Source organism: Neisseria basseii, from assembly GCF_962707005.1.
In the GTDB taxonomy this organism is placed as follows: domain Bacteria; phylum Pseudomonadota; class Gammaproteobacteria; order Burkholderiales; family Neisseriaceae; genus Neisseria; species Neisseria bergeri.
This window is the reverse complement of sequence record NZ_CAUIXH010000016.1, coordinates 23,743-43,528: the sequence shown is the minus strand read 5'-3', so window position 1 is coordinate 43,528 and position 19,786 is coordinate 23,743. Positions and strand designations below refer to the sequence as shown.

The 19,786-nt window shown below is 51.9% G+C and carries 11 protein-coding genes and 1 pseudogene; 7 read left to right on the top strand and 5 right to left on the bottom strand.

Features of this window, described 5'->3' with window-relative positions:
- Positions 1–187: 187 nt before the first annotated feature.
- On the top strand, positions 188–811 hold the full coding sequence (locus Q9I99_RS08570; protein ID WP_107819215.1) for a hypothetical protein: 624 nt from the start codon (positions 188–190) through the stop codon (positions 809–811).
- Positions 812–977: 166 nt separating this feature from the next.
- Here the strand turns inward: Q9I99_RS08570 and Q9I99_RS08565 are convergent, their stop codons facing one another.
- Both Q9I99_RS08565 and glgX read right to left on the bottom strand, forming a co-directional pair.
- Positions 978–3,452, bottom strand: coding sequence for a glycogen/starch/alpha-glucan phosphorylase (locus Q9I99_RS08565; RefSeq protein ID WP_301667674.1), 2,475 nt, complete (start codon positions 3,450–3,452; stop codon positions 978–980).
- A 113-nt stretch (positions 3,453–3,565) separates the two neighbouring features.
- Positions 3,566–5,557, bottom strand: a complete 1,992-nt coding sequence (gene glgX, locus Q9I99_RS08560) for a glycogen debranching protein GlgX (protein WP_301667675.1) — start codon at positions 5,555–5,557, stop codon at positions 3,566–3,568.
- Between the two features lie 61 nt (positions 5,558–5,618).
- Here glgX and Q9I99_RS08555 point away from each other — a divergent pair, with 61 nt between their 5' ends.
- Positions 5,619–5,819, top strand: coding sequence for a hypothetical protein (locus Q9I99_RS08555; RefSeq protein WP_301667676.1), 201 nt, complete (start codon positions 5,619–5,621; stop codon positions 5,817–5,819).
- Positions 5,820–6,050: 231 nt separating this feature from the next.
- Here Q9I99_RS08555 and Q9I99_RS08550 read toward each other — a convergent pair whose 3' ends face one another.
- Positions 6,051–7,361 carry a replication-associated recombination protein A gene (locus Q9I99_RS08550; protein ID WP_301667677.1) on the bottom strand — a complete coding sequence of 437 codons (1,311 nt, stop codon included), beginning with the start codon at positions 7,359–7,361 and terminating at the stop codon, positions 6,051–6,053.
- A 532-nt stretch (positions 7,362–7,893) separates the two neighbouring features.
- On the opposite strand from Q9I99_RS08550, the pseudogene Q9I99_RS08540 reads away from it, so the two are divergent.
- The 5 genes and pseudogenes from Q9I99_RS08540 to Q9I99_RS08520 all read left to right on the top strand — a co-directional run bounded on the left by Q9I99_RS08540 (position 7,894) and on the right by Q9I99_RS08520 (position 15,574).
- Positions 7,894–11,614, top strand: a pseudogene (locus tag Q9I99_RS08540) (autotransporter outer membrane beta-barrel domain-containing protein).
- A gap of 302 nt (positions 11,615–11,916) precedes the next feature.
- Positions 11,917–12,288, top strand: a complete 372-nt coding sequence (locus Q9I99_RS08535) for a hypothetical protein (RefSeq protein WP_301667679.1) — start codon at positions 11,917–11,919, stop codon at positions 12,286–12,288.
- A gap of 72 nt (positions 12,289–12,360) precedes the next feature.
- Positions 12,361–13,770, top strand: coding sequence for a threonine synthase (gene thrC / locus Q9I99_RS08530; protein ID WP_301667680.1), 1,410 nt, complete (start codon positions 12,361–12,363; stop codon positions 13,768–13,770).
- 46 nt (positions 13,771–13,816) lie between these two features.
- Positions 13,817–14,611 carry a BUD32 family EKC/KEOPS complex subunit gene (locus Q9I99_RS08525; RefSeq protein WP_301667681.1) on the top strand — a complete coding sequence of 265 codons (795 nt, stop codon included), beginning with the start codon at positions 13,817–13,819 and terminating at the stop codon, positions 14,609–14,611.
- Positions 14,612–14,797: 186 nt separating this feature from the next.
- Positions 14,798–15,574, top strand: a complete 777-nt coding sequence (locus Q9I99_RS08520) for a ferredoxin--NADP reductase (protein ID WP_002213456.1) — start codon at positions 14,798–14,800, stop codon at positions 15,572–15,574.
- 559 nt (positions 15,575–16,133) lie between these two features.
- Here Q9I99_RS08520 and Q9I99_RS08515 read toward each other — a convergent pair.
- Positions 16,134–18,605, bottom strand: a complete 2,472-nt coding sequence (locus tag Q9I99_RS08515) for a heavy metal translocating P-type ATPase (RefSeq protein ID WP_301667685.1) — start codon at positions 18,603–18,605, stop codon at positions 16,134–16,136.
- Positions 18,602–19,783, bottom strand: coding sequence for a GTPase HflX (gene hflX, locus Q9I99_RS08510; protein ID WP_301667686.1), 1,182 nt, complete (start codon positions 19,781–19,783; stop codon positions 18,602–18,604). The genes Q9I99_RS08515 and hflX overlap by 4 nt, the downstream gene beginning before the upstream one ends.
- Positions 19,784–19,786 lie beyond the last annotated feature (3 nt).

Sequence of the window (19,786 nt, the reverse complement as noted above, 5' to 3'; positions counted from 1 at the left end):
CAGAACCTCCCATAAAAGTCATTATTATAGTTTATTCTAAATAAAAATAATAATATAATAAATTAAGAATAATTTAAGAGTAATTTTTATTGCATTAAAAAATAGAAATGTAACATAATACTCACCATCAAGAATGAATCCCCTCCTCCTGATATTTTATTTAACCCTAAAACAAAAGGATATAATTATGCCTAATAGCTTTATCGACCGCCGCACAGAAATATACAACCAACGAAATCAAAATAAGATTACGTTGAGTTTACGTTTATCCATTAAAGATGATTTGATTTTGCAAGAGCTTGCCGATGCTTGGGAAACAACCCGCCAAGATATCATCAATGATTTAATTCAAGAATTCATTATTCAAGACTGGGAGAACAAACGAATGATTGACAAACAAAAAGAAGAAGAATTTGATAATTCAACTACAACACGATATTTCTTATTAAATACTAATAGTGCCAACGACCTGGAAGACCATAATTTTATGATGACAAACCAAGTAGCTGCTGCATTTGAAGATGGCTACAAAGAAAAAATCTGTCGGATTAAAAAAGGAGACTATGTATTCCTATACGCCTCTGGACAAGGAATTGTTGCATATGGTCAAGCAACAGGAATCATAGAGAAAACTCATCATTACGGTGTTGATAATAAAACATTTTTTCAGAAACTAGAACATTTTATCGATTTAAGTCAAAATCCAATCAAAGCAAAACAGGTTAAATCCATTTTGGGACGTTCTTTTCCTTTTGCCCAAACATTATCTCAGATTACTGATGGGGGAAAACTATTGGAGAATCTCAAATAAGACAAAGTAAGGCTACAAGTATCCTGTAAAATGGCAGTTAAATTTTAAAAGGTCGTCTGAAAATTTTCAGACGGTCTTTTAAGTTTGTTATCCAATTCAAAAACAGCAAATATAAAAAAGCCGATACACCTTTCCGATGTATCGGCTTTTGCCATCTGCTCAACGCTTAATTTTTGCCGGGCAATTCTTTTTCGCTCAATGGCTCGATGTGCCAAATATCGCGACAGTAGTCGGCAATGGCGCGGTCGGATGAGAAAAAGCCCATATTGGCAATGTTCATCAAGGCTGATTTGCGCCACGCGGAGGTGTTGCGGTAGTGTCCGTCCGCTTTGTATTGCGTGTCGATGTAGCTGCGGAAATCCGCCATCAGTTGATAGAAATCGCCGTACGGCTGCAACACGTCTTTGTAGCGGCCCGGCTCTTCCGGCGAGAACGCGCCTTGGCTGATTTGGTTGACGACGCGGCGCAGGTCGCTGTCGCGCTCGATATAGCCCAAGGGGTCGTAACCGTTGCGGCGGATTTCTTCGACTTGTTCGACGGTGTTTCCGAAGATATAGCAGTTGTCCGCGCCGACTTTTTCCAAAATTTCAACGTTCGCGCCGTCCAGCGTACCCATACAGATTGCGCCGTTGAGGGCAAATTTCATATTGCCGGTGCCGGATGCTTCCGTCCCCGCCAGTGAGATTTGTTCGTGCAAATCGGCGGCAGGAATGATGATTTGTGCGAGGCTGACACTGTAATTCGGGATGAACACGACTTTAATCAGGTCGCGGATGCGGGTGTCGTTGTTGATGACGCGTGCCACATCGTTAATCAGGCGGATGATTTTTTTCGCCATATAGTAGGCGGATGCGGCTTTGCCGGCAAAGATAAACACGCGCGGCTGCCAATCGTAATCGGGGTTTTCCAAGATTTTATTGTAGCGGTCCACGATGTGCATCACGTTCAAAGCTTGGCGTTTGTACTCGTGGATGCGTTTGATTTGGATGTCGAAAAGCGCGTCGGTGCTGACTTTGATGCCCAGCTCGGTTTCGATGTATTTGGCGAGGCGTTCTTTGGCGGCTTTTTTCACTGCGCCGAATTCCGCCTGCACGGCGGCATCGTCCGCCGTGCCGTTGAGCTTGGTCAGCTTGTCCAAATGCAAACGCCAGTCGTCTCCGCCCAAATGTTTGTCGAGGAACTTGGTCAACTCGGGATTGGCGATGTTGATCCAACGGCGCGGGGTTACGCCGTTGGTTACGTTGGTAAAGCGTTCGGGGAACACTTTGGCGAAGTCCGCAAAAATGGTGTTGACCATCAGGTCGGAGTGGATTTTTGCCACGCCGTTGACCTTGTGCGAACCGATGACGGCAAGCCAACCCATACGCACGCGGCGGCCGTGGGTTTCGTCGATGATAGAGACGCGGCGGACAAAGTCTTCACCAAAACCCTGTTCCTGTACGCTGTTGAGGAAGCGGGCGTTGATCTCAAAGACGATGTCCAGATGTCGGGGCAGCAGGCGCGCCATCAGCTCGACCGGCCAGGTTTCCAAGGCTTCGCTCATCAGTGTGTGGTTGGTGTAGGAGAAGATTTTGCAGCACATTTCCCATGCTTTTGTCCATTCGATACCCTCTTCGTCGATCAAGATGCGCATCAGCTCGGGAATGGCAAGCACGGGATGGGTGTCGTTCAGGTGGATGGCGGCTTTGTCGGCAAGGTTTTCAACGCTCGGGAAACGGCATTTGTGGCGTGCGACGATGTCTTGAACCGAGGCGGAAACAAGGAAATATTCCTGTTTCAGGCGCAGCTCTCTGCCGCTGTCGGTGGAATCGTTCGGATAGAGGACGCGGGAGATGTTTTCGTCGCTGTTTTGCGCGCGGACGGCAGAGGCATAGTCGCCCTTGTTGAAGTCGGCAAGGTTGAACAGTTTGCCGGCGTGCGCCGTCCACAAGCGCAACGGGTTGGCACATTCGCCGCCGTAGCCCGGGATGATTTCGTCGTATGCCATCGCGGAGATTTCTTCTTCGGGCAGCCATTCTTTTTTGCCGCCCATATTCAGAAGCTGACCGCCGAAACGGACAGAATACTGTTTGTTCGGACGGGCAAACTGCCAAGCCAAATCCTGATCCAGCCACAAATCGGGTTTTTCGACCTGCTGTCCGTCCGCGATTTCCTGTTTGAACATACCGTATTGGTAGCGGATGCCGTAGCCCATTGCCGGAATCCGCAAAGTGGCGAGCGAATCCAAGAAGCAGGCGGCAAGGCGGCCCAAACCGCCGTTGCCCAAACCCGGGTCTTGTTCTTGTTCGCAAACGTCGGCGAACGCTTTGCCCAGTTGGCGGAACGCCTCTTCAAATTCGGCGTAAACGCCTTCGTTGATCAGGGCGTTGACAAATGCGCGGCCGAGCAGGAATTCCATAGACAGGTAGTAAACCATACGCTTCCCGTTTTCGATGTGGGCGCGGCGGGTTTTCAGGAAGTCTTCGGCAATCAGGTCGCGTGCGGCAAGCATCGCGGCGTTGAGCCATTGGTGTTCGTTGGCATCTTTGGGGTCTGCGCCCAAGATGAAAATCAGCTTATAGACGATTGCCTTGCGGATGGTCTCGGCATCCGGTTTGGGCATGACGTAGTCGAAACCGGAAATGGGAAGTTTTTGAGCCATGTGAAACAGCCTTTCTCTGCGGGGTGATTGAAAAATAGGTTTCCGTATGCCGTCTGAAGGGTAGCCGGTTCAGACGACATTTCTTTTATTTATGTTCTTTGTGTTCGGGCGGGTCATGCTTCCTGCTTCAAAACCCAAATGCCCATATGTCCGGCGGCAAACCGATTTTCAGAAGTATTGTAATTAAATTTCTCCGATGGTACGCAAGAAACCTGCCACCGTCCTTGAGACAGGTTAAAAAACTGCCGATTACGCGCACCGTTGACCAACAGCAGCCATTCTCCGTCAAGCAGAACCTGCATCGATTTCGCCGTCCTGTCGTGCCAGTTTTCATGATTCATCGGCACACCGTCGGCATTCAGCCAGCGCACCCTGCCCTCCGTCCACCAGATGTTTTCGTTCAAAATTCCGATTTTCCGACGCAGGGCAATCAGCGATTTCGTGTAAACCTGCAACATTTCGTCCGCGTCCTGCCAATCGAGCCACGCAATCGGGCTGTCTTGGCAATAGGCATTGTTGTTGCCCTGCTGGCTGTTGCCGAACTCGTCGCCGCCGAGCAGCATCGGGATGCCGTTGGAAAGGAACAGCGAGGCAAGCAGTGCTTTGGCGGTGTATTCGCGGCTTTGCCGTATGTCCGCGTCGCCGGCCGCGCCTTCGATGCCGTGGTTGTAGCTGATGTTGCCGTTGTGTCCGTCGCGGTTGCCCTCGCCGTTGGCATCGTTGTGTTTTTCGTTGTAACTGACCAGGTCGCGCAGGGTGAAGCCGTCGTGTGCGGTAATGAAGTTGAGGCTTGCCGAGGGCTTGCGTCCGCCGTGCCGGAACAGGTCGGACGAGCCGGCCAGACGTTCGGCAAACGCTCCCAAATTGCCGTTTTCCCACACCCAAAACGCGCGCATATCGTCGCGGAAACGTCCGTTCCATTCGGCAAACGGCGGCGGAAACTGCCCCAAACGGTAGCCGTCGCCGCCGATGTCCCACGCTTCGGCAATCAGTTTCACATCTGCCAGCACGGGGTCTTGGTAAAGCGTTTGGAAAAAATGCCCGTCCGTTCGGAAATCCGGCCCGCGTCCCAAAACCGTTCCCAAGTCGAAGCGGAAACCGTCTATATGGAAGTGTTCCGCCCAATAGCGCAGGCTGTCCGCAGCCCAACGCGCCACATCGCGGTCGGCAATACGCAGCGTGTTGCCGCAGCCCGACCAGTTTTCATAACCGCCGTGCGGCTTGTGCCAATACCAGCGCGCATTGTCGATACCGCGCTGGCACAGCATCGCGCCGGTTTCGTCCTGTTCGGCGGTATGGTTGTACACCACGTCCAAAATCACTTCCAAACCTGCCGCGTGCAGCGATTTGACCGCCTGTTTCAGCTCTGCCGCAGCCTGTTCCGCCTCCGCCGCATAGGACGGCTCGACTGCGAAATGGGCGCAAGTGTTGTAACCCCAATAGTTCGACAGCCCCGCCTGCTGCAAATGGTATTCGTCAAGATGCTGCTGAACCGGCAGCAGCTCGACCGCGGTAACGCCCAAATCCTTCAAATAGGCAATCACGCGCGTATCGGACAGGGCGCGGTATGTGCCGGCGTGTGCCAAATCGGGAAACTGTTTGGTCAGCCCCTTGACGTGCGCCTCGTAAATCACGGTTTGCGCCAAAGGGACGCGCGGACGGCGGTCGCCGCCCCAGTCGAAACCGTCATCGCCACGCACCACGCTTTTGGGCGCGAACGCCGCGTTGTCGCGCCCGTCCTCCGGTCTGAACCATGCCATCTCTTCCGCATTGCGGAAACCCGGTTTGCCGTCGGTCTGCCGCGCATACGGATCGAGCAGCAGCTTTTGCGGATTGAAACAGGATTCCGCCTCCGCGTCCACCCTGCCGTACACGCGGTAGCCGTAACGCTGCCCCGCGCCGATTCCGCGCACAAAGCCGTAAAACACCGTGCCTTCGTGCGAAGGCAGCACCAAGCGCGTTTCCCTGTTTCCATCATCAAACAGGCACAGTTCCACTTTTTCGGCATTGCCTGAAAACAAGGCGAAATTGACCCCGCCGTCCATCGGCATCGCCCCCATCGGATAAGGAAATCCGCTTTCGATAACATATTTTTCGGCAACCATAAAACCGTTCCAAAAATAAAATAATCAAATGACTCAGCCCGATACAACGGATAAAGCCCCGATGCCGTCTGAAGCGGGCTTTCCCGCCTTCAGACGGCATCTCAAACTTCAAAACCCGATTCATCGTGCGGTGCTTTATGTGCCGTCCTGTGTGCTGAAGCATCTAAACACCGACGCGCCACACCGCCTTCAGACGGCATCGCCGCCCTTCCCTGCAAACGGACGGCAGCGGCGGATCGTTAAAACCCGGTCTGAAAAATAAGCGGTGGCGCAAAAGCCGTTTCAGCCGCCGCAAAGCCCGTGCCGACGAACCCCGAATCGTTCCGCAACCGGCACGGCAAGGGCGGCACGCGTTCAGACGGCATCCCGAGGCTCGAAATGCCGTCTGAAGGCTTTTGCGGCAGGCAGTCAAGATGGAGCAAAACGCCAAGTCGGCAAAATCCGCCGCGCCTGTCAAACAACACGGCAGGAAGCCGCCCTGCACCAATCCGCCCTATCCCTTGGGCAATGCCTCTTCATCCAGCGATTTGAGCCACGCCAGTTTTTCGCCGATTTTGATTTCCAGCCCGCGCGGGACGGGTTGGTAAAAGTCCGGTTCGTCCAAGCCGTCGGGCATATAGCTTTCGCCGGCGGCGTAGGCGTTCGGTTCGTCGTGGGCGTAGCGGTATTCGCGTCCGTAGCCCAATTCCTTCATTAACTTGGTTGGGGCGTTGCGCAGGTGGACGGGCACTTCGTCGCTGGCGTTTTCTTTAACGAAACGGCGCATTTGGTTGTATGCCTTGTAGCCCGCGTTGGATTTGGCGGCGGCGGCAAGGTACAGCACGGCTTGCGCCAGTGCGAGTTCGCCTTCGGGCGAGCCTAAGCGTTCAAAGGTGGCGGCGGCATCGTTGGCAATTTGAAAGGCGCGCGGGTCGGCAAGACCTATGTCTTCCCAAGCGATACGCACGATGCGGCGGGCGAGGTAGCGCGGGTCGGTGCCGCCGTCGAGCATACGGCAAAACCAATACAGCGCGGCGTTAGGATGCGAACCGCGCACGGATTTGTGCAGGGCGGAGATTTGGTTGTAGAAACTTTCGCCGCCTTTGTCAAAACGGCGGATTTGCGCCCCGAGACTGTCGGCGAGAAATTCGGCTGTCAGGGTTTTCAGACGGCGCGTATCGGCGGCGCGTAAAAGTTGTTCCAATAAATTCAACAATCTGCGCGCATCGCCGTCGGCGGTATTGACGAGCAGCTCCTGCGCGTCGGCTTCAATCGTGAAATCCCGGTATTCGGGCAACGCCGACACTTTGGCAATCAGTTTTTTGAGGCCATCTGAAGACAAGGGTTGCAAAACATACACCTGCGCGCGGCTCAACAGCGCGGGGTTGACTTCAAACGACGGGTTTTCCGTCGTCGCGCCGATAAAGGTCAGCAAACCGTTTTCCACATAAGGCAAAAACGCGTCCTGCTGCGCCTTGTTGAAGCGGTGGACTTCGTCGACAAACAAAATCGTCGCGCGTCCCTGCTGCAAAGCGATTTCTGCCTTGTCGATTGCCCCGCGTATGTCCTTCACGCCGGAAAACACGGCGGAAACCGGCAGAAACTGGGCATTGAAACTCTGCGCCAAAATCCGCGCCAACGTCGTCTTGCCCACGCCCGGCGGCCCCCACAGCAGCATAGAATGCGGCTTCCCGCCTTCTACCGCCACGCGCAAAGGTTTACCTTCGCCGATGAGGTGTTCCTGCCCCACCACGTCGTCAAGCGTATGCGGACGCAATCGTTCGGCAAGCGGCGCGTCGGGTTCTCGGACAAACAAATCGGTCATAACGGCTCCGTCAACAGGTTTTCAAACAATATGATTATACGGCAGGGAAAGGCGGCGTGCCGCATACAGATACCGCCCCGCCGTTTGCCTTAAGCCGATATTAGGCGCATACTGGGAAAGACGAGAGACTTCACACAGATATATCCGGCACGGAGACCGATTCCGCACCGGCATAACAATACGCAAATCAGGATTTCAATTAAACATTAAGGAGACTTTGATGAAACAAAATAGAAAATTTGCTTTATCTACCATTGCTTTGTTGATTCAATCGGCATTATGTTTTGAGGCTAACGCTGCTGAATATGAAGTTGAAAATGTAGAGTATGTATCTTTGCAACCGGACCCGCAAAGATTAGGTTCAGTTTCAACTTGGAAGGGGGGTAAGATCACAGTAAAGCAAACTATTTTGCCTTATTGGCAGAAAGGGGAAACCCGTAGGAAATTAGAAGTCATTACCACCGGAAACGGAGCAGATGGAAACTTACTGGTCAACGGCGTTTACGGCATCCAATCTTTTGCGGACCCACAATTGGGATATACGCCTGAATTATTGGTAAAAAGCAATAATGACATTATTTTCAATAATAATTTCCAATCTGTTGATGTGCATCCTTATTCCGAAAATATCCATTTGGATGCTAAAGGAAAAATTCAATTTAATTTGAATGTTGCCGATAAGGTAACAGATCCGATCACAAAAAAAACTTTGGAAAACAATAGTGCCTTAGTGCGGTATGTCAACACTATTACCCCCCCCCGATGAAAAAAATGACAAAGGCAGCATATCCTTTCATTCAAAAACAGGCAATTTGTTCAATATGAACGTTAACGTTCATAAAGACACACACCATTTCGGTATTCACAACCTCCGCAATACCGATGTTAATCTGACTGCCGAAGACGGCGATAATGTGGTTGCGATTAAAGGGAAGCTTGCCGACCCTATGCCGGCAGGAAAAGTTGAGAGTACAAGTTTTTTAAGGGGTATTGAAACGGCTTTTAAATCCAATACCGTATTAACGGGGAATAACAATAAAATATCCATCGCCACTGAGGGCGACGGCTTGGGATTGGGCGTAAACGGTCTCCAGTCCAACTCCCCCTATTCCGGACACACGACGGGCATTTTCATCAATAATCAATCAAGCGATCTTACCCAACCTTCCCTTGACGGCATCAGCACTGTCAAGCTCAAAGCGAACAAGGGGAATAATGAAGTTAATTTAAATGTAAAACACCACGCCTCCGTAAAAGGCATTATCGCGTCGCATTCTGCAAAAGCAACGCTTGAAGCCGAGGGGGATAATATTGTCCGGGTTAAAAATCCGGACACCAATACGGCTTTAATCAATGCCTGGAAAGAAAAAAACCCCAATAATTCGCCAGAACTATACAGGGTGGGGGTTCAATCCACGATTGACAGCGATGTAGTTTTGAATGCGGCAAACAATATCATTGAGATAGGGGGTAATCCGATGAACCAAGAAGGGATTACCGCTCACGGAAATGCCACGATTACCCTCAAGGCGAAAGAAAACAATAAAATTACCGTGGAAAACGCCGCATACAGCAGCGACGGCATTTCGACTCTGATTAACAGAACGGGGGCAAGACCTGGAACAAGGGATGACGGAAACAAAATCATACTGGAAGCCGGCGGAGATAATATCGTTACCATAAAATCCGGCGATGCGGATGCGGATTATGTAAACAACTCTGACATATTAAAGGGAGCAGACTCTTATCAATCCAAACGAGGTTCCAACGGCATCTTTGCCTATGACGACAAATCGCTGGTCAAACTGGTTGGCGAGAATAATATCGTTAAGAGTGAAATCAGTGAAAAATCTAGGGCATTAAATGGGGGATTTGACCATAACAGCATTTATTCTTGGAATAAGGCAAAAGTCGAACTGTCTGCGAAGAACGATAATATCGTACAAGGCGGAACAAGCGGTTTGCGTTCAAGCGACTCCTCAATCGTCCTTGAGGGGAAAAATAATTCTATTTCAAGCCTGAAATATAATGTTTTTGCCTACAACAAGGCAAAGGTGGATTTGATCGCCGAAAATAAAAACACATTATCCGATGCGGAATTTGGTGTGTATGCCTACGGTGCAACAAGTACGGTCAATTTGTCTTCAAAAGATAAAAATGAGGTAAAAAGCACCCGAGTTGGGCTGTATTCTGAAGCGGGCGGTTTAATCAATGTAGATGGGAAGGATAATATCATTGAAGGCGACGCGGTTGCCTTGGTGGGTAAAGGTGGAAGTCAAAACATTCGTGCAAGCCGTACAAACCAGATTAGTTCAAAAAGCTTAGGAATCTATGCTGAAAAAGCTGCAAAAATAGCCTTAACCGGCGCAAGCAATACAATTCATGCAAGCAATGCCGCCATTCATTCATTAGACAAAAGTGAAGTCAGCATAGACGGGCAAATAACGATTCATTCCGCCGTAGCAAATATCGCCCGAAGGGATAACAGCCTGATTAATTTAAGGTATAAAGGCAACAGCAGTATTGATGGGGCAACTGTATCGGATGGCGGCAGTGTTTCCATTACGCCGTTAGATAATTCAGATGATAATGTTATGCGTTTGACTGGCGATGTCTTGGCGGTAAATAACGGCAAAGTGGAATTAGATTTCACACCAAACAGCCGTTTAGTGGGACGTTTGGATAATTTCAGCGGCTTAACCGATTCCAAACATAAAGATTTATTTGAACAATATGTTAGCAAGTTAGACAGCAAAAGTGCGGGCGAAATTAACCTTAATTTAGCCAAAGACGCATTATGGACGATGACAGGTCAAAGCTGGATGGATAAATTGAGCGGCGAAGGTACGGTTGATTTTGACAGTAACAGCAAAACGAGCGGACGCGCCTTACATATCGGCGAATTGGCGGGTGCCAATAAATTCTTGATGCATCTGAATAAAGACGGCATTCACAGCGATATGCTCTATGTGAAAAAAGGAACGTCCACTCCGCAAGAAGTCGTCGTCAAAAATCTGTCCGAAGTGCTCGACAGTATGAATTACGGCGAACGTTTGCGTTTCGCTACGGTAACAGACTCAAAAAATGAATTTGTGAACGGTAAAAAATATATTGACGATACGCACCTTATGGAGGATGCCCTGACTGTCGAATACTCCGCACATAACGGCGATAAAAACAACGAGGATGCCTATAATAAATCCTTTAACGGCTCTGAAATGACGACGGAAAAAGCCGGAAATAATTATATCGATCAAACTTATGCCGGTGGTAACAGGCAAAATGTCTATTTGGTCAAACAGGCTACCGGCAATCCGAGCCGAAATATCAAAAATATCAATGATATGTTCGACTCAACCGCACATTATGCGTTCACTTTGGATACTTATACCAAACGCGAAGGGGAGCGGGCTTTTTCAACGTTGGATAAAAAAGAAGGCGATTGGATAAGGCTGACGCATACCAGTTTGATTCAATCCAATGCGTTTAGGTTTCATAACAACGATTTTGAAATCGGATATGACCGCTTCAGCCTCAACGAGCAGGAGAAAAAACGCAAATGGGGCATAAGTTTCGACTACGGCCACGGCAGGACATCATTATGGAATACGTTTGGCAAGGGCAAAATCAGAAAATATGAATTGGCTCTGTACAATACTACCCAATACATAGATAAAGAAGGAGACGAAACAGGGTATATCGACAATGTATTAAAAATAGGAAAACTGCGTAACCGTGTGATTGCACGAAATCATATGGGGCAATTATGGGGCGAGGGAAAATATAGCAACACCCTATTCTCTATCAGCACCGAATACGGCCGCCGTAAATTTTTGGATGACGATAAATTGTGGCGGATTACACCGCAAGTACAGTTGCAATATTCCTATTTGAGAGGTGCGGGCTACCGGCTCGACAATGGTATAAATGTCAACTTAAGCCACGTAAACAGCCTGATAGGCCGTTTGGGTTTGGATGTCGTGAGAAAATTTGACGAAGGCAAAAAACTTTTCTATATCAAAGGCAATATCCTTCATGAATTTTTGGGCAGCCGTTCCTTTAAGGCATTTGAAGGCAACAGCAATTATGCTCAAAAATGGAATACGAGGGGGACTTGGTATTCCGTCGGCTTGGGCTACAATGCGCGGACAGGCAAAAAAACGAATGTCTTTGCCGATGCGGAAAAAGAGTTTTCCGGCGGGAAAAAAGGATCGTACAACATCCGCTTATCCATTTCCCATCAGTTTGACTGAATGATTGAAACCTTATCGCAACAATAGGTTAAATCCATTCAAGTCTCTAGGATAAACCACAATGAAATGCCGTCTGAACCGCTTTCAGACGGCATTTTTGCAAACAGGCAAAATGACGGCGGCGGGATTTTTTATTTTCCCAATTGAAGTATAATGTTGCCGACTTCAACCGGATATTCAAACGGTTTGCTCCAACATCGGAACGGCGCATAAAACTCCGTCCTGCGCGTTATCCCGAACGGGGCGGCTAATCAGATCCTATCGCCATAAAACGGCGGGGTTTCAACCGAAAAGGAATTGAGATGAATAAAACCTTGTCTATTTTGCCGGTGGCAATCTTACTTGGCGGCTGCGCCGTCGGCGGCGGCAACACATTCGGCAGCTTGGACGGCGGCACGGGTATGGGCGGCAGTATCGTCAAAATGGCGGTCGAGAGCCAATGCCGCGCGGAATTGAACAAACGCAGCGAATGGCGTTTGACCGCGCTGGCGATGAGTGCCGAAAAACAGGCGGAATGGGAAAACAAGATTTGCGGCTGCGTCGCCCAAGAAGCACCCGAACGAATGACCGGCAACGATGTGATGCAGATGCTGGATCCGTCCACGCGCAATCAGGCGCTTGCCGCCCTGACCGCCAAAACGGTTTCCGCCTGCTTCGGCAGGCTGTACCGCTAAAATCTTCAAAAGGTGTGGCGGCAATGCCGTCTGAAGCCGTTTTTATTGCAACTTTTACAGAAGGAAAATTTGATGGACTACATCAGCACACGCGGCGAAACCGCACCCAAACCGTTCAGCGAAGTTTTATTGATGGGGCTCGCCCCCGACGGCGGGCTGATGCTGCCGGAACATTATCCGCAAATCAGGCGGGAAACCTTGGACAAATGGCGCGGTTTAGCTTATCCCGAATTGGCGTTTGAAATTATGCGCCTGTTCGTTACGGATATTCCGGGGGACGATTTGCGCGATATTCTGAACCGTACTTACACGGAAACGGCGTTCGGCACTAAGGAAATCACCCCCGTCCGCACGCTTTCAGACGGCATCAAAATCCAAGCCTTGTCCAACGGCCCGACGCTGGCGTTCAAAGATATGGCGATGCAGTTTTTGGGCAATGCGTTTGAATATGTTTTAAACAAAGAAGGCAAAAAACTCAATATCTTGGGCGCAACCAGCGGCGATACGGGTTCGGCTGCGGAATATGCCTTGCGCGGCAAAAAGGGCGTGAACGTATTTATGTTGTCGCCCGACGGTAAAATGAGCGCGTTCCAACGCGCGCAAATGTACAGCCTGCAAGACGGGAATATCCACAATATCGCCGTGAAGGGGATGTTTGACGACTGTCAGGACATTGTGAAGGCGGTGCAAAACGATGCCGCATTCAAGGAAAAATACCATATCGGTACGGTCAACTCGATCAACTGGGGACGCATCGTCGCGCAAGTGGTTTATTACTTTGCAGGCTATTTCAACGCCACTTCAAGCAATGACGAAACCGTCAGCTTTTGCGTGCCGAGCGGCAACTTCGGCAACGTTTGCGCGGGACACATCGCCAAACAAATGGGCTTGCCCATCCGCCGCCTGATTGTTGCGACCAATGAAAACGATGTGTTGGACGAGTTTTTCAAAACCGGCGCATACCGCCCGCGCAACAGCGAGCATACTTATGTTACCTCCAGCCCGTCGATGGACATTTCCAAAGCGTCCAACTTCGAGCGTTTCGTGTTCGACCTGATGGATCGCGATCCTCATGAAATCAATACGCTTTGGGCGGAAGTGGCGGCGGGCAAAGGCTTTGACCTGCGGTTTGCCTTGGACAAAGTCGGCGGTAAATACGGCTTTACTTCCGGCAAGTCCACCCACGCCGACCGCCTCGCCACCATCAAACAGGTTTACGAGCAAGACCAAGAACTCATCGACCCACACACTGCCGACGGCGTAAAAGTCGCCCGCGAAGTGCGCGAAGAAGGTGAAACGGTGGTTTGTTTGGAAACCGCGTTGGCGGCGAAATTCGATGCGACCATACGCGAAGCCGTCGGCGATGTTGCCATTCCGCGCCCCGCCGCGCTGGAAGGTTTGGAAAACCTGCCGCAGCGCGTGCAAACCGTGCCGAACAGTGCGGATGCGGTAAAAGGCATCATCGAACAAACCCTTGCCTGATGTTCCGTATGGGCGGCATTCCGTCCGAACTTAAGATTGAAAGAAAATGACCTTACCTATGCAGGAAACCCGTTTTTCCATACTGCTAGACGAATTGGCGGCAAAACAGGAGGCAGCCATCGCTCCCCACCTGCTTGCCGACGGAACCAAGGTATGGGTACGCAAAGCAGGCAGGCACAATGCACGATGGCGTTACGCGCTGCTCGGTATGGTTGCCCGATATTTGAAACTGGGGGTGTTGAAGCCGGTTCCCAGCCTCGGCGGCGAGCCTGCCATTGCAACCGAATCAAAACGCCTGTACGAATTGCGCTCGGCGGGGATAGTCGTTCCCGAATTGCTCGCCATCCGGAAAAATGCCCTTATGTTCGGCAATTTGGAAGGCATCCCGCTCGATACGCAAATCCGCCAAGAAGCCGAAGCCGGAAAGGCGGACGCTTGGCTTGCCGGTTTGGAAGCCATTGCACGCGTGCATAAAAAACGGCAGTTCCTCAGTCAGGCGTTTGCGCGGAATATGATGTCGGACGGGGAAAACATCAGCTTTTTGGATTTTGAAGACGACCCTTCCGAAGTCCTGACCATAGCGCAATGCCAAGCCCGCGATTGGCTCTGCTACATCCATTCGACCGCGCTGATATTGAAAAACGGCGGGCTGCTGGAAGCGGCTGCGGAAAAATGGGGCGGCGTATTGTCGGATCAGCCTGCCGAAATACAAAAGCTGATTGCCGCCACCGTCAAACCGATCCTCCCGATACGAAGGCTGGAACACCCCCTCTGGGGACGGGACACGCTCAGGCTGGCAGCCTCGATTTCCCTGATTTCCCTCGCCGATATGCCGCCGTAAGCCGCGCCCGCCGCGCGATGCCGTCTGAAGCCCTTCAGACGGCATATAACCAACGCGCATCAAACATTGTCGCAACCATCCGTTTCGTTTAGAATTTTGACTTTATCCCGAATCGGGCAGACATTTCCACTCTGCCGCACGTCCCGAACAAGCACTATCCATTTCTTTTACTGACAGGAAACCCAAATGGCAGCATTCAATACCCAAAAAGTATTGTCCGTACACCACTGGACAGACGCATATTTTACCTTTACCTGCACCCGCGACGAATCGTTGCGCTTTGAAAACGGCCAATTCGTCATGGTCGGGCTGATGGTGGACGGCAAGCCGCTGATGCGCGCATACAGCGTCGCCTCCGCCAACTGGGAAGAACACCTCGAATTTTTCAGCATTAAAGTCCAAGACGGCCCGCTGACCAGCCGCCTGCAACACCTCAAAGTCGGCGACGACGTGTTAATCAGCAAAAAACCGACCGGAACTCTGGTTGCCGGCGACCTGAATCCAGGCAAACACCTTTACCTGTTGAGCACCGGTACCGGCATCGCCCCTTTCTTGAGCATCACCAAAGACCCCGAAATTTACGAGCAATTTGAAAAAATCATCCTCGTACACGGCGTGCGCTACAAAAAAGATTTGGCGTACTACGACCGCTTTACCAAAGAATTGCCCGAACACGAATACCTCGGCGACTTGGTTAAAGAAAAACTGATTTACTACCCGATTGTTTCGCGTGAAGAATTCGAACACCACGGCCGCCTAACCGACCTGATGGTAAGCGGCAAACTGTTTGAAGACATCGGCCTGCCCAAAATCAATCCTCAAGACGACCGCGCCATGCTGTGCGGCAGCCCCGCGATGCTGAAAGACACCTGCAAAGTTTTGGACGATTTCGGTTTGACCGTCTCTCCGAAAACAGGCGTACGCGGCGATTACCTGATTGAGCGTGCGTTTGTGGATCAATAAGCTGCTTGAAAATGTCATCTGAACGGCATCAGCAATCAAAAACCCCGAATCCTGCCAATCAGGATTCGAGGTTTTTATAGTGAATTAAATTTAAATCAGGACAAGGCGGCGAGCCGCAGACAGTACAAATAGTACGGAACCGATTCACTTGGTGCTTCAGCACCTTAGAGAATCGTTCTCTTTGAGCTAAGGCGAGCCAACACTGTACCGGTTTAAATTTAATTCACTATATAGTGGGTAAAAATTAGAAATGCACATTTCCGTCATTCACGCGCAGGCGGGAATCCAGACCTATCCGTTAATTAGCATTTGAAAATAAAAGAAAAATCAGACATATGGGTTCCCACCTGCGGGGGGATGACGATGGTGTTCCATCGCCTCATTTTTGTTTTCATCGTGTTTCCTTTTCGGTTGAAACCCCACCCTTTAGAGCGGTAGAATCAGACTTTATTTGGGAGGGGCGTAACCCCTTTCAAATCAGGGCAACACATAGGGCGGTGCTTTATGTGTCGTCTTGTGTGTTGAAACATCAACTATACGTCTAAAGCAACGCCGTCCGTCATTGTTCGGACGGTATTTTTTCAGACGGCATGTCCACCTGCTTGTGAAGCCGCATGGCGTTGCCCAATACGACCAGCGAACTGAAGCTCATACCCAGTGCGGCAATCCACGGTTGGACATAGCCCAAAACGGCAAGCGGTACGGCGATGATATTGTACGCGCTCGCCCATACCAGGTTTTGGCGGATAATCTGCTGCGTGCGGCGGGCTTGGGCAAACATATGCGGCACGATGTTCAAATCCTCGTTGAGCAGAACGATGTCTGCGCCGTCCCGGGCAATGTCCGTTCCGCCGGCTGCGGCGGCGGATACGTCTGCCTGAGCCAAAACGGGCGCGTCGTTGATGCCGTCGCCTATCATCAGCACTTTTTTCCCTTCTTTTTGTAAGGCTTTGACATATTCCAGCTTGTCTTCCGGCATTGCTTGGGCGCGGTAGTGCGTGATACCCAGGGCGCGGGCGGTTTCGGCAACGGCGGTTTCGCGGTCGCCGCTGAGGATGTGCAGCGTCAGTTTTTTGCCTGCCAACTTCCGCACCGCCTCCGCCGCGCTGTCTTTGAGCGGGTCTTGCAGGTAGAACACGGCTTGGAAACCGCTCTGGCTGCCGAGGTAAACCGCACTGCCGCCGCCTTCTGTTTGCGGTTCTTTACCTGAAATTTCGGCGACATAGGATGCCCTGCCCAATGCCCAAACCTGTGTTTCGCCGTTGACGGTCAGTTGTGCGCCCACGCCTTCGCCGATGCGGTTGAGGCGTTGTCCGACTTGGATTTCGGGGGCGATGCCGCCTGAAATGCGGCAGTTGAGGATGGCTCGCGCGAGCGGGTGTTCGGACTGCTGTTCCAAACTTTGCGCCACTGCCAGCACTTGGGCTTCGGTCATGCTGCCGAGCAGTTCAATCCGGCGGACAACGGGATTGCCTTGTGTCAGCGTGCCGGTTTTGTCGAAAATGATGTCGGTGGTTTGGGCGAGGGTTTCGAGGGTTTGTTTGCCGCCGATTAAAACGCCTTCGCGTGCCAAAGTGCCGGTCGAGGCCGCCAGCGCGGTCGGCGTGGCAAGCGATAAGGCGCACGGACAGGTAATGACCAGCAGGGCGACGGTAATCCAAAGCGCGGTGTGCGCGTCGGCGTACAGCGTCCAGCCGATGAAGACGGGGACGGCAAGCAGGAGTTCGCCGAATATGAAAGACGAGGCGTATTGTTCCGCCAACTCGGCAGTGCGCGGTTTTTGCGCCAAGGCACGGTCGAGCAGGCGGACGATATGGGACAGGCGCGTGCCGCCGCCGGTGCGGTCGGTGCGTATAATCAGGGGGCTTTGCGTGTTGAGTGTGCCTGCGGTTACTTTTTCAGACGGCATTTTGGCGACGGGCAGGCTCTCGCCGGTCAGCATAGATTCGTCAACCGTGCTTGCACCTTCCAGTACCGTGCCGTCAACGGGGATGGTCTCTCCCGGTTTGACCAGCACCACATCGCCTGCTTGGAGCTTGACGACGGCGGCTTCGCGGACATCCTGTACGGCAGGATAGCCGGGCATCCGGTGGCAGAAGGCGGGTATCAGTTTCACCAGCCTTTCGGCGGCATCTCCTGCCTTGCGTCGGGCAATGTGTTCCATAAAGCGTCCGCCCAGCAGGAAAAACAGCAGCATCGCGATGGATTCGAAATACATCCCCTGCCCCGCATTGGTGGCGAGGCTGTAAACGCCAGCAATAAAGGTCATGATGATGGCGACGGTAATCGGCGTGTCCATACCGACGCGGCGGTTTTCCAAGTCGCGCAATGCGCCTTGATAAAACGGGACGGCGCAATAGAATACGACGGGCAGCACCATCAGGAAGCCGCCCCAATGGAGGATTTGCAAAAAATCGGGTTCGATGTCGCCGCCGTAAAGGTAGGTCGGCAGCGCGAACATCATCGTCTGCATCATACCCAGTCCGGCAACGGCGAGGCGGACGATGTATTGTTTGCGTTCTTTTTGGTTGGCGGCTTCGATTTTCTGCGCGTCATAGGGTGCGGCGGTGTAGCCTGTCTGCCGGATTTTCAACAGAATGTCGGAAAGGCGGATTTTGCCGTCGTCCCAGACGACGCGGCAGCGGTGCGTGCTGTAATTGAGGTCGATGCGGATGATGCCGTCTGTACGCAAAAGCTGCTGTTCGATCAGCCAGACGCAGGCGGCGCAGGTGATGCCGCCGAGCATTAAAACCGCCTCGCGCGTGCCGCCGTGGGTTTCCACAAAGTCGGACTGGACTTCGGGCAAGTCGTACAGGCGGATTTGGTCGAGGATTTCTTGGGGCGGCAGTTCGGTTTTTTGCGCGTCGGCGGTGCGTTGTTTGTAATAACTGCCCAAGCCCGCGTCGATAATGCTTTGCGCCACCGCCTGACAACCAGCGCAGCAGGTTTCGCGGTCTTCGCCTTCGTAGCGGACGGTCAGATGCAGGTTTTCGGGAACGTCCAGCCCGCAGTGGAAACAGGTTTTTTTCATGGCATTTCGGTCTCGTCGTCGGTTGTCGGCATGGTTGCGCAATATTCGGCAATCGCATCGCGCAGTGCGTCTATACCGGTATTTTCAGCAACGGAAATGCGGACGGCGGCAATTTTTCCCGCAGCGTCGCGCCATATGCCCGTGTTTTGTTCTTCAGACGGCAGCAGGTCGGTTTTGTTGTACACCTTGATGCACGGAATATCGCCGGCATGGATTTCTTGCAGTACGTTTTCCACGTCTTCAATCTGCTGTCCGCTGTTCGGGGCGGCGGCATCGACGACGTGCAGCAGTACATCGGCTTGCGCGGTTTCTTCCAGCGTAGCGGAAAAGGCGGAAATCAGTTTGTGCGGCAAATCGCTGACGAATCCGACGGTATCGGTCAGGATAATGCTGCATTCGGGACTGATGTACAGCCGCCGCGCCGTCGTGTCGAGTGTGGCGAAAAGCTGGTCTTTCGCATATATGCCCGACTTGGTCAGCCGGTTGAACAGGCTGGATTTGCCGACATTAGTATAGCCGACCAGCGCAAACGTTTTGATTCTGCCCGATTCGCGGGACTTGCGGCGCAGGACGCGCTGTTTTTTGAGGTTGGCAAGCTGTTTTTTCAAGGCATTGATCCGATGGGCGATCAATCGGCGGTCGGTTTCCAGTTTGGTTTCGCCCGGTCCTTTCATGCCGATGCCGCCGCGCTGGCTTTGCAAATGTCCGTAACCGCGTATCAAGCGTCCCGCCAAATGGCTTAATTGTGCCAACTCGACTTGCAGCCTGCCTTCCTGCGTACGGGCGCGGCGGGCGAAAATCGCCAGAATCAGCCCTACCCTGTCCAATACGCGGCATTTCAGTTCTTTTTCAAGGTTGCGTTCCTGCGTGGGCGTGAGTTCGTGGTTGAATACGACCAAATCGATGCCGTCTGCGGCAACTGCTTCCGACAGCTCCGCCGCCTTGCCCGTGCCGACAAACAGCGCGGTGTGCGGACGGTCGCGTTTGGTGGTCTCCACAATGACGGGATTGCCGCCCGCCGCTTTGACCAGCTCGATGGCTTCCGCCAATGCCGTCTGAAAACCGTTCAGACGGGCGGCACTGCTGCCCGTACCGTCTTTGTCCAACATTACGCCCACCAGCATGACGCGTTCGGGTTGCGCTTGGGTACTGCCGTTGCGGCCTGTTCTGCCTGTCATGTA

Coding starts and splice junctions, on each gene's coding strand:
- Q9I99_RS08570 (WP_107819215.1), top strand. CDS start 188: ATGCCTAATAGCTTTATCGACCGCCGCACAGAAATATACAACCAACGA.
- Q9I99_RS08565 (WP_301667674.1), bottom strand. CDS start 3,452: ATGGCTCAAAAACTTCCCATTTCCGGTTTCGACTACGTCATGCCCAAA.
- glgX (WP_301667675.1), bottom strand. CDS start 5,557: ATGGTTGCCGAAAAATATGTTATCGAAAGCGGATTTCCTTATCCGATG.
- Q9I99_RS08555 (WP_301667676.1), top strand. CDS start 5,619: ATGCCGTCTGAAGCGGGCTTTCCCGCCTTCAGACGGCATCTCAAACTT.
- Q9I99_RS08550 (WP_301667677.1), bottom strand. CDS start 7,361: ATGACCGATTTGTTTGTCCGAGAACCCGACGCGCCGCTTGCCGAACGA.
- Q9I99_RS08535 (WP_301667679.1), top strand. CDS start 11,917: ATGAATAAAACCTTGTCTATTTTGCCGGTGGCAATCTTACTTGGCGGC.
- thrC (WP_301667680.1), top strand. CDS start 12,361: ATGGACTACATCAGCACACGCGGCGAAACCGCACCCAAACCGTTCAGC.
- Q9I99_RS08525 (WP_301667681.1), top strand. CDS start 13,817: ATGACCTTACCTATGCAGGAAACCCGTTTTTCCATACTGCTAGACGAA.
- Q9I99_RS08520 (WP_002213456.1), top strand. CDS start 14,798: ATGGCAGCATTCAATACCCAAAAAGTATTGTCCGTACACCACTGGACA.
- Q9I99_RS08515 (WP_301667685.1), bottom strand. CDS start 18,605: ATGAAAAAAACCTGTTTCCACTGCGGGCTGGACGTTCCCGAAAACCTG.
- hflX (WP_301667686.1), bottom strand. CDS start 19,783: ATGACAGGCAGAACAGGCCGCAACGGCAGTACCCAAGCGCAACCCGAA.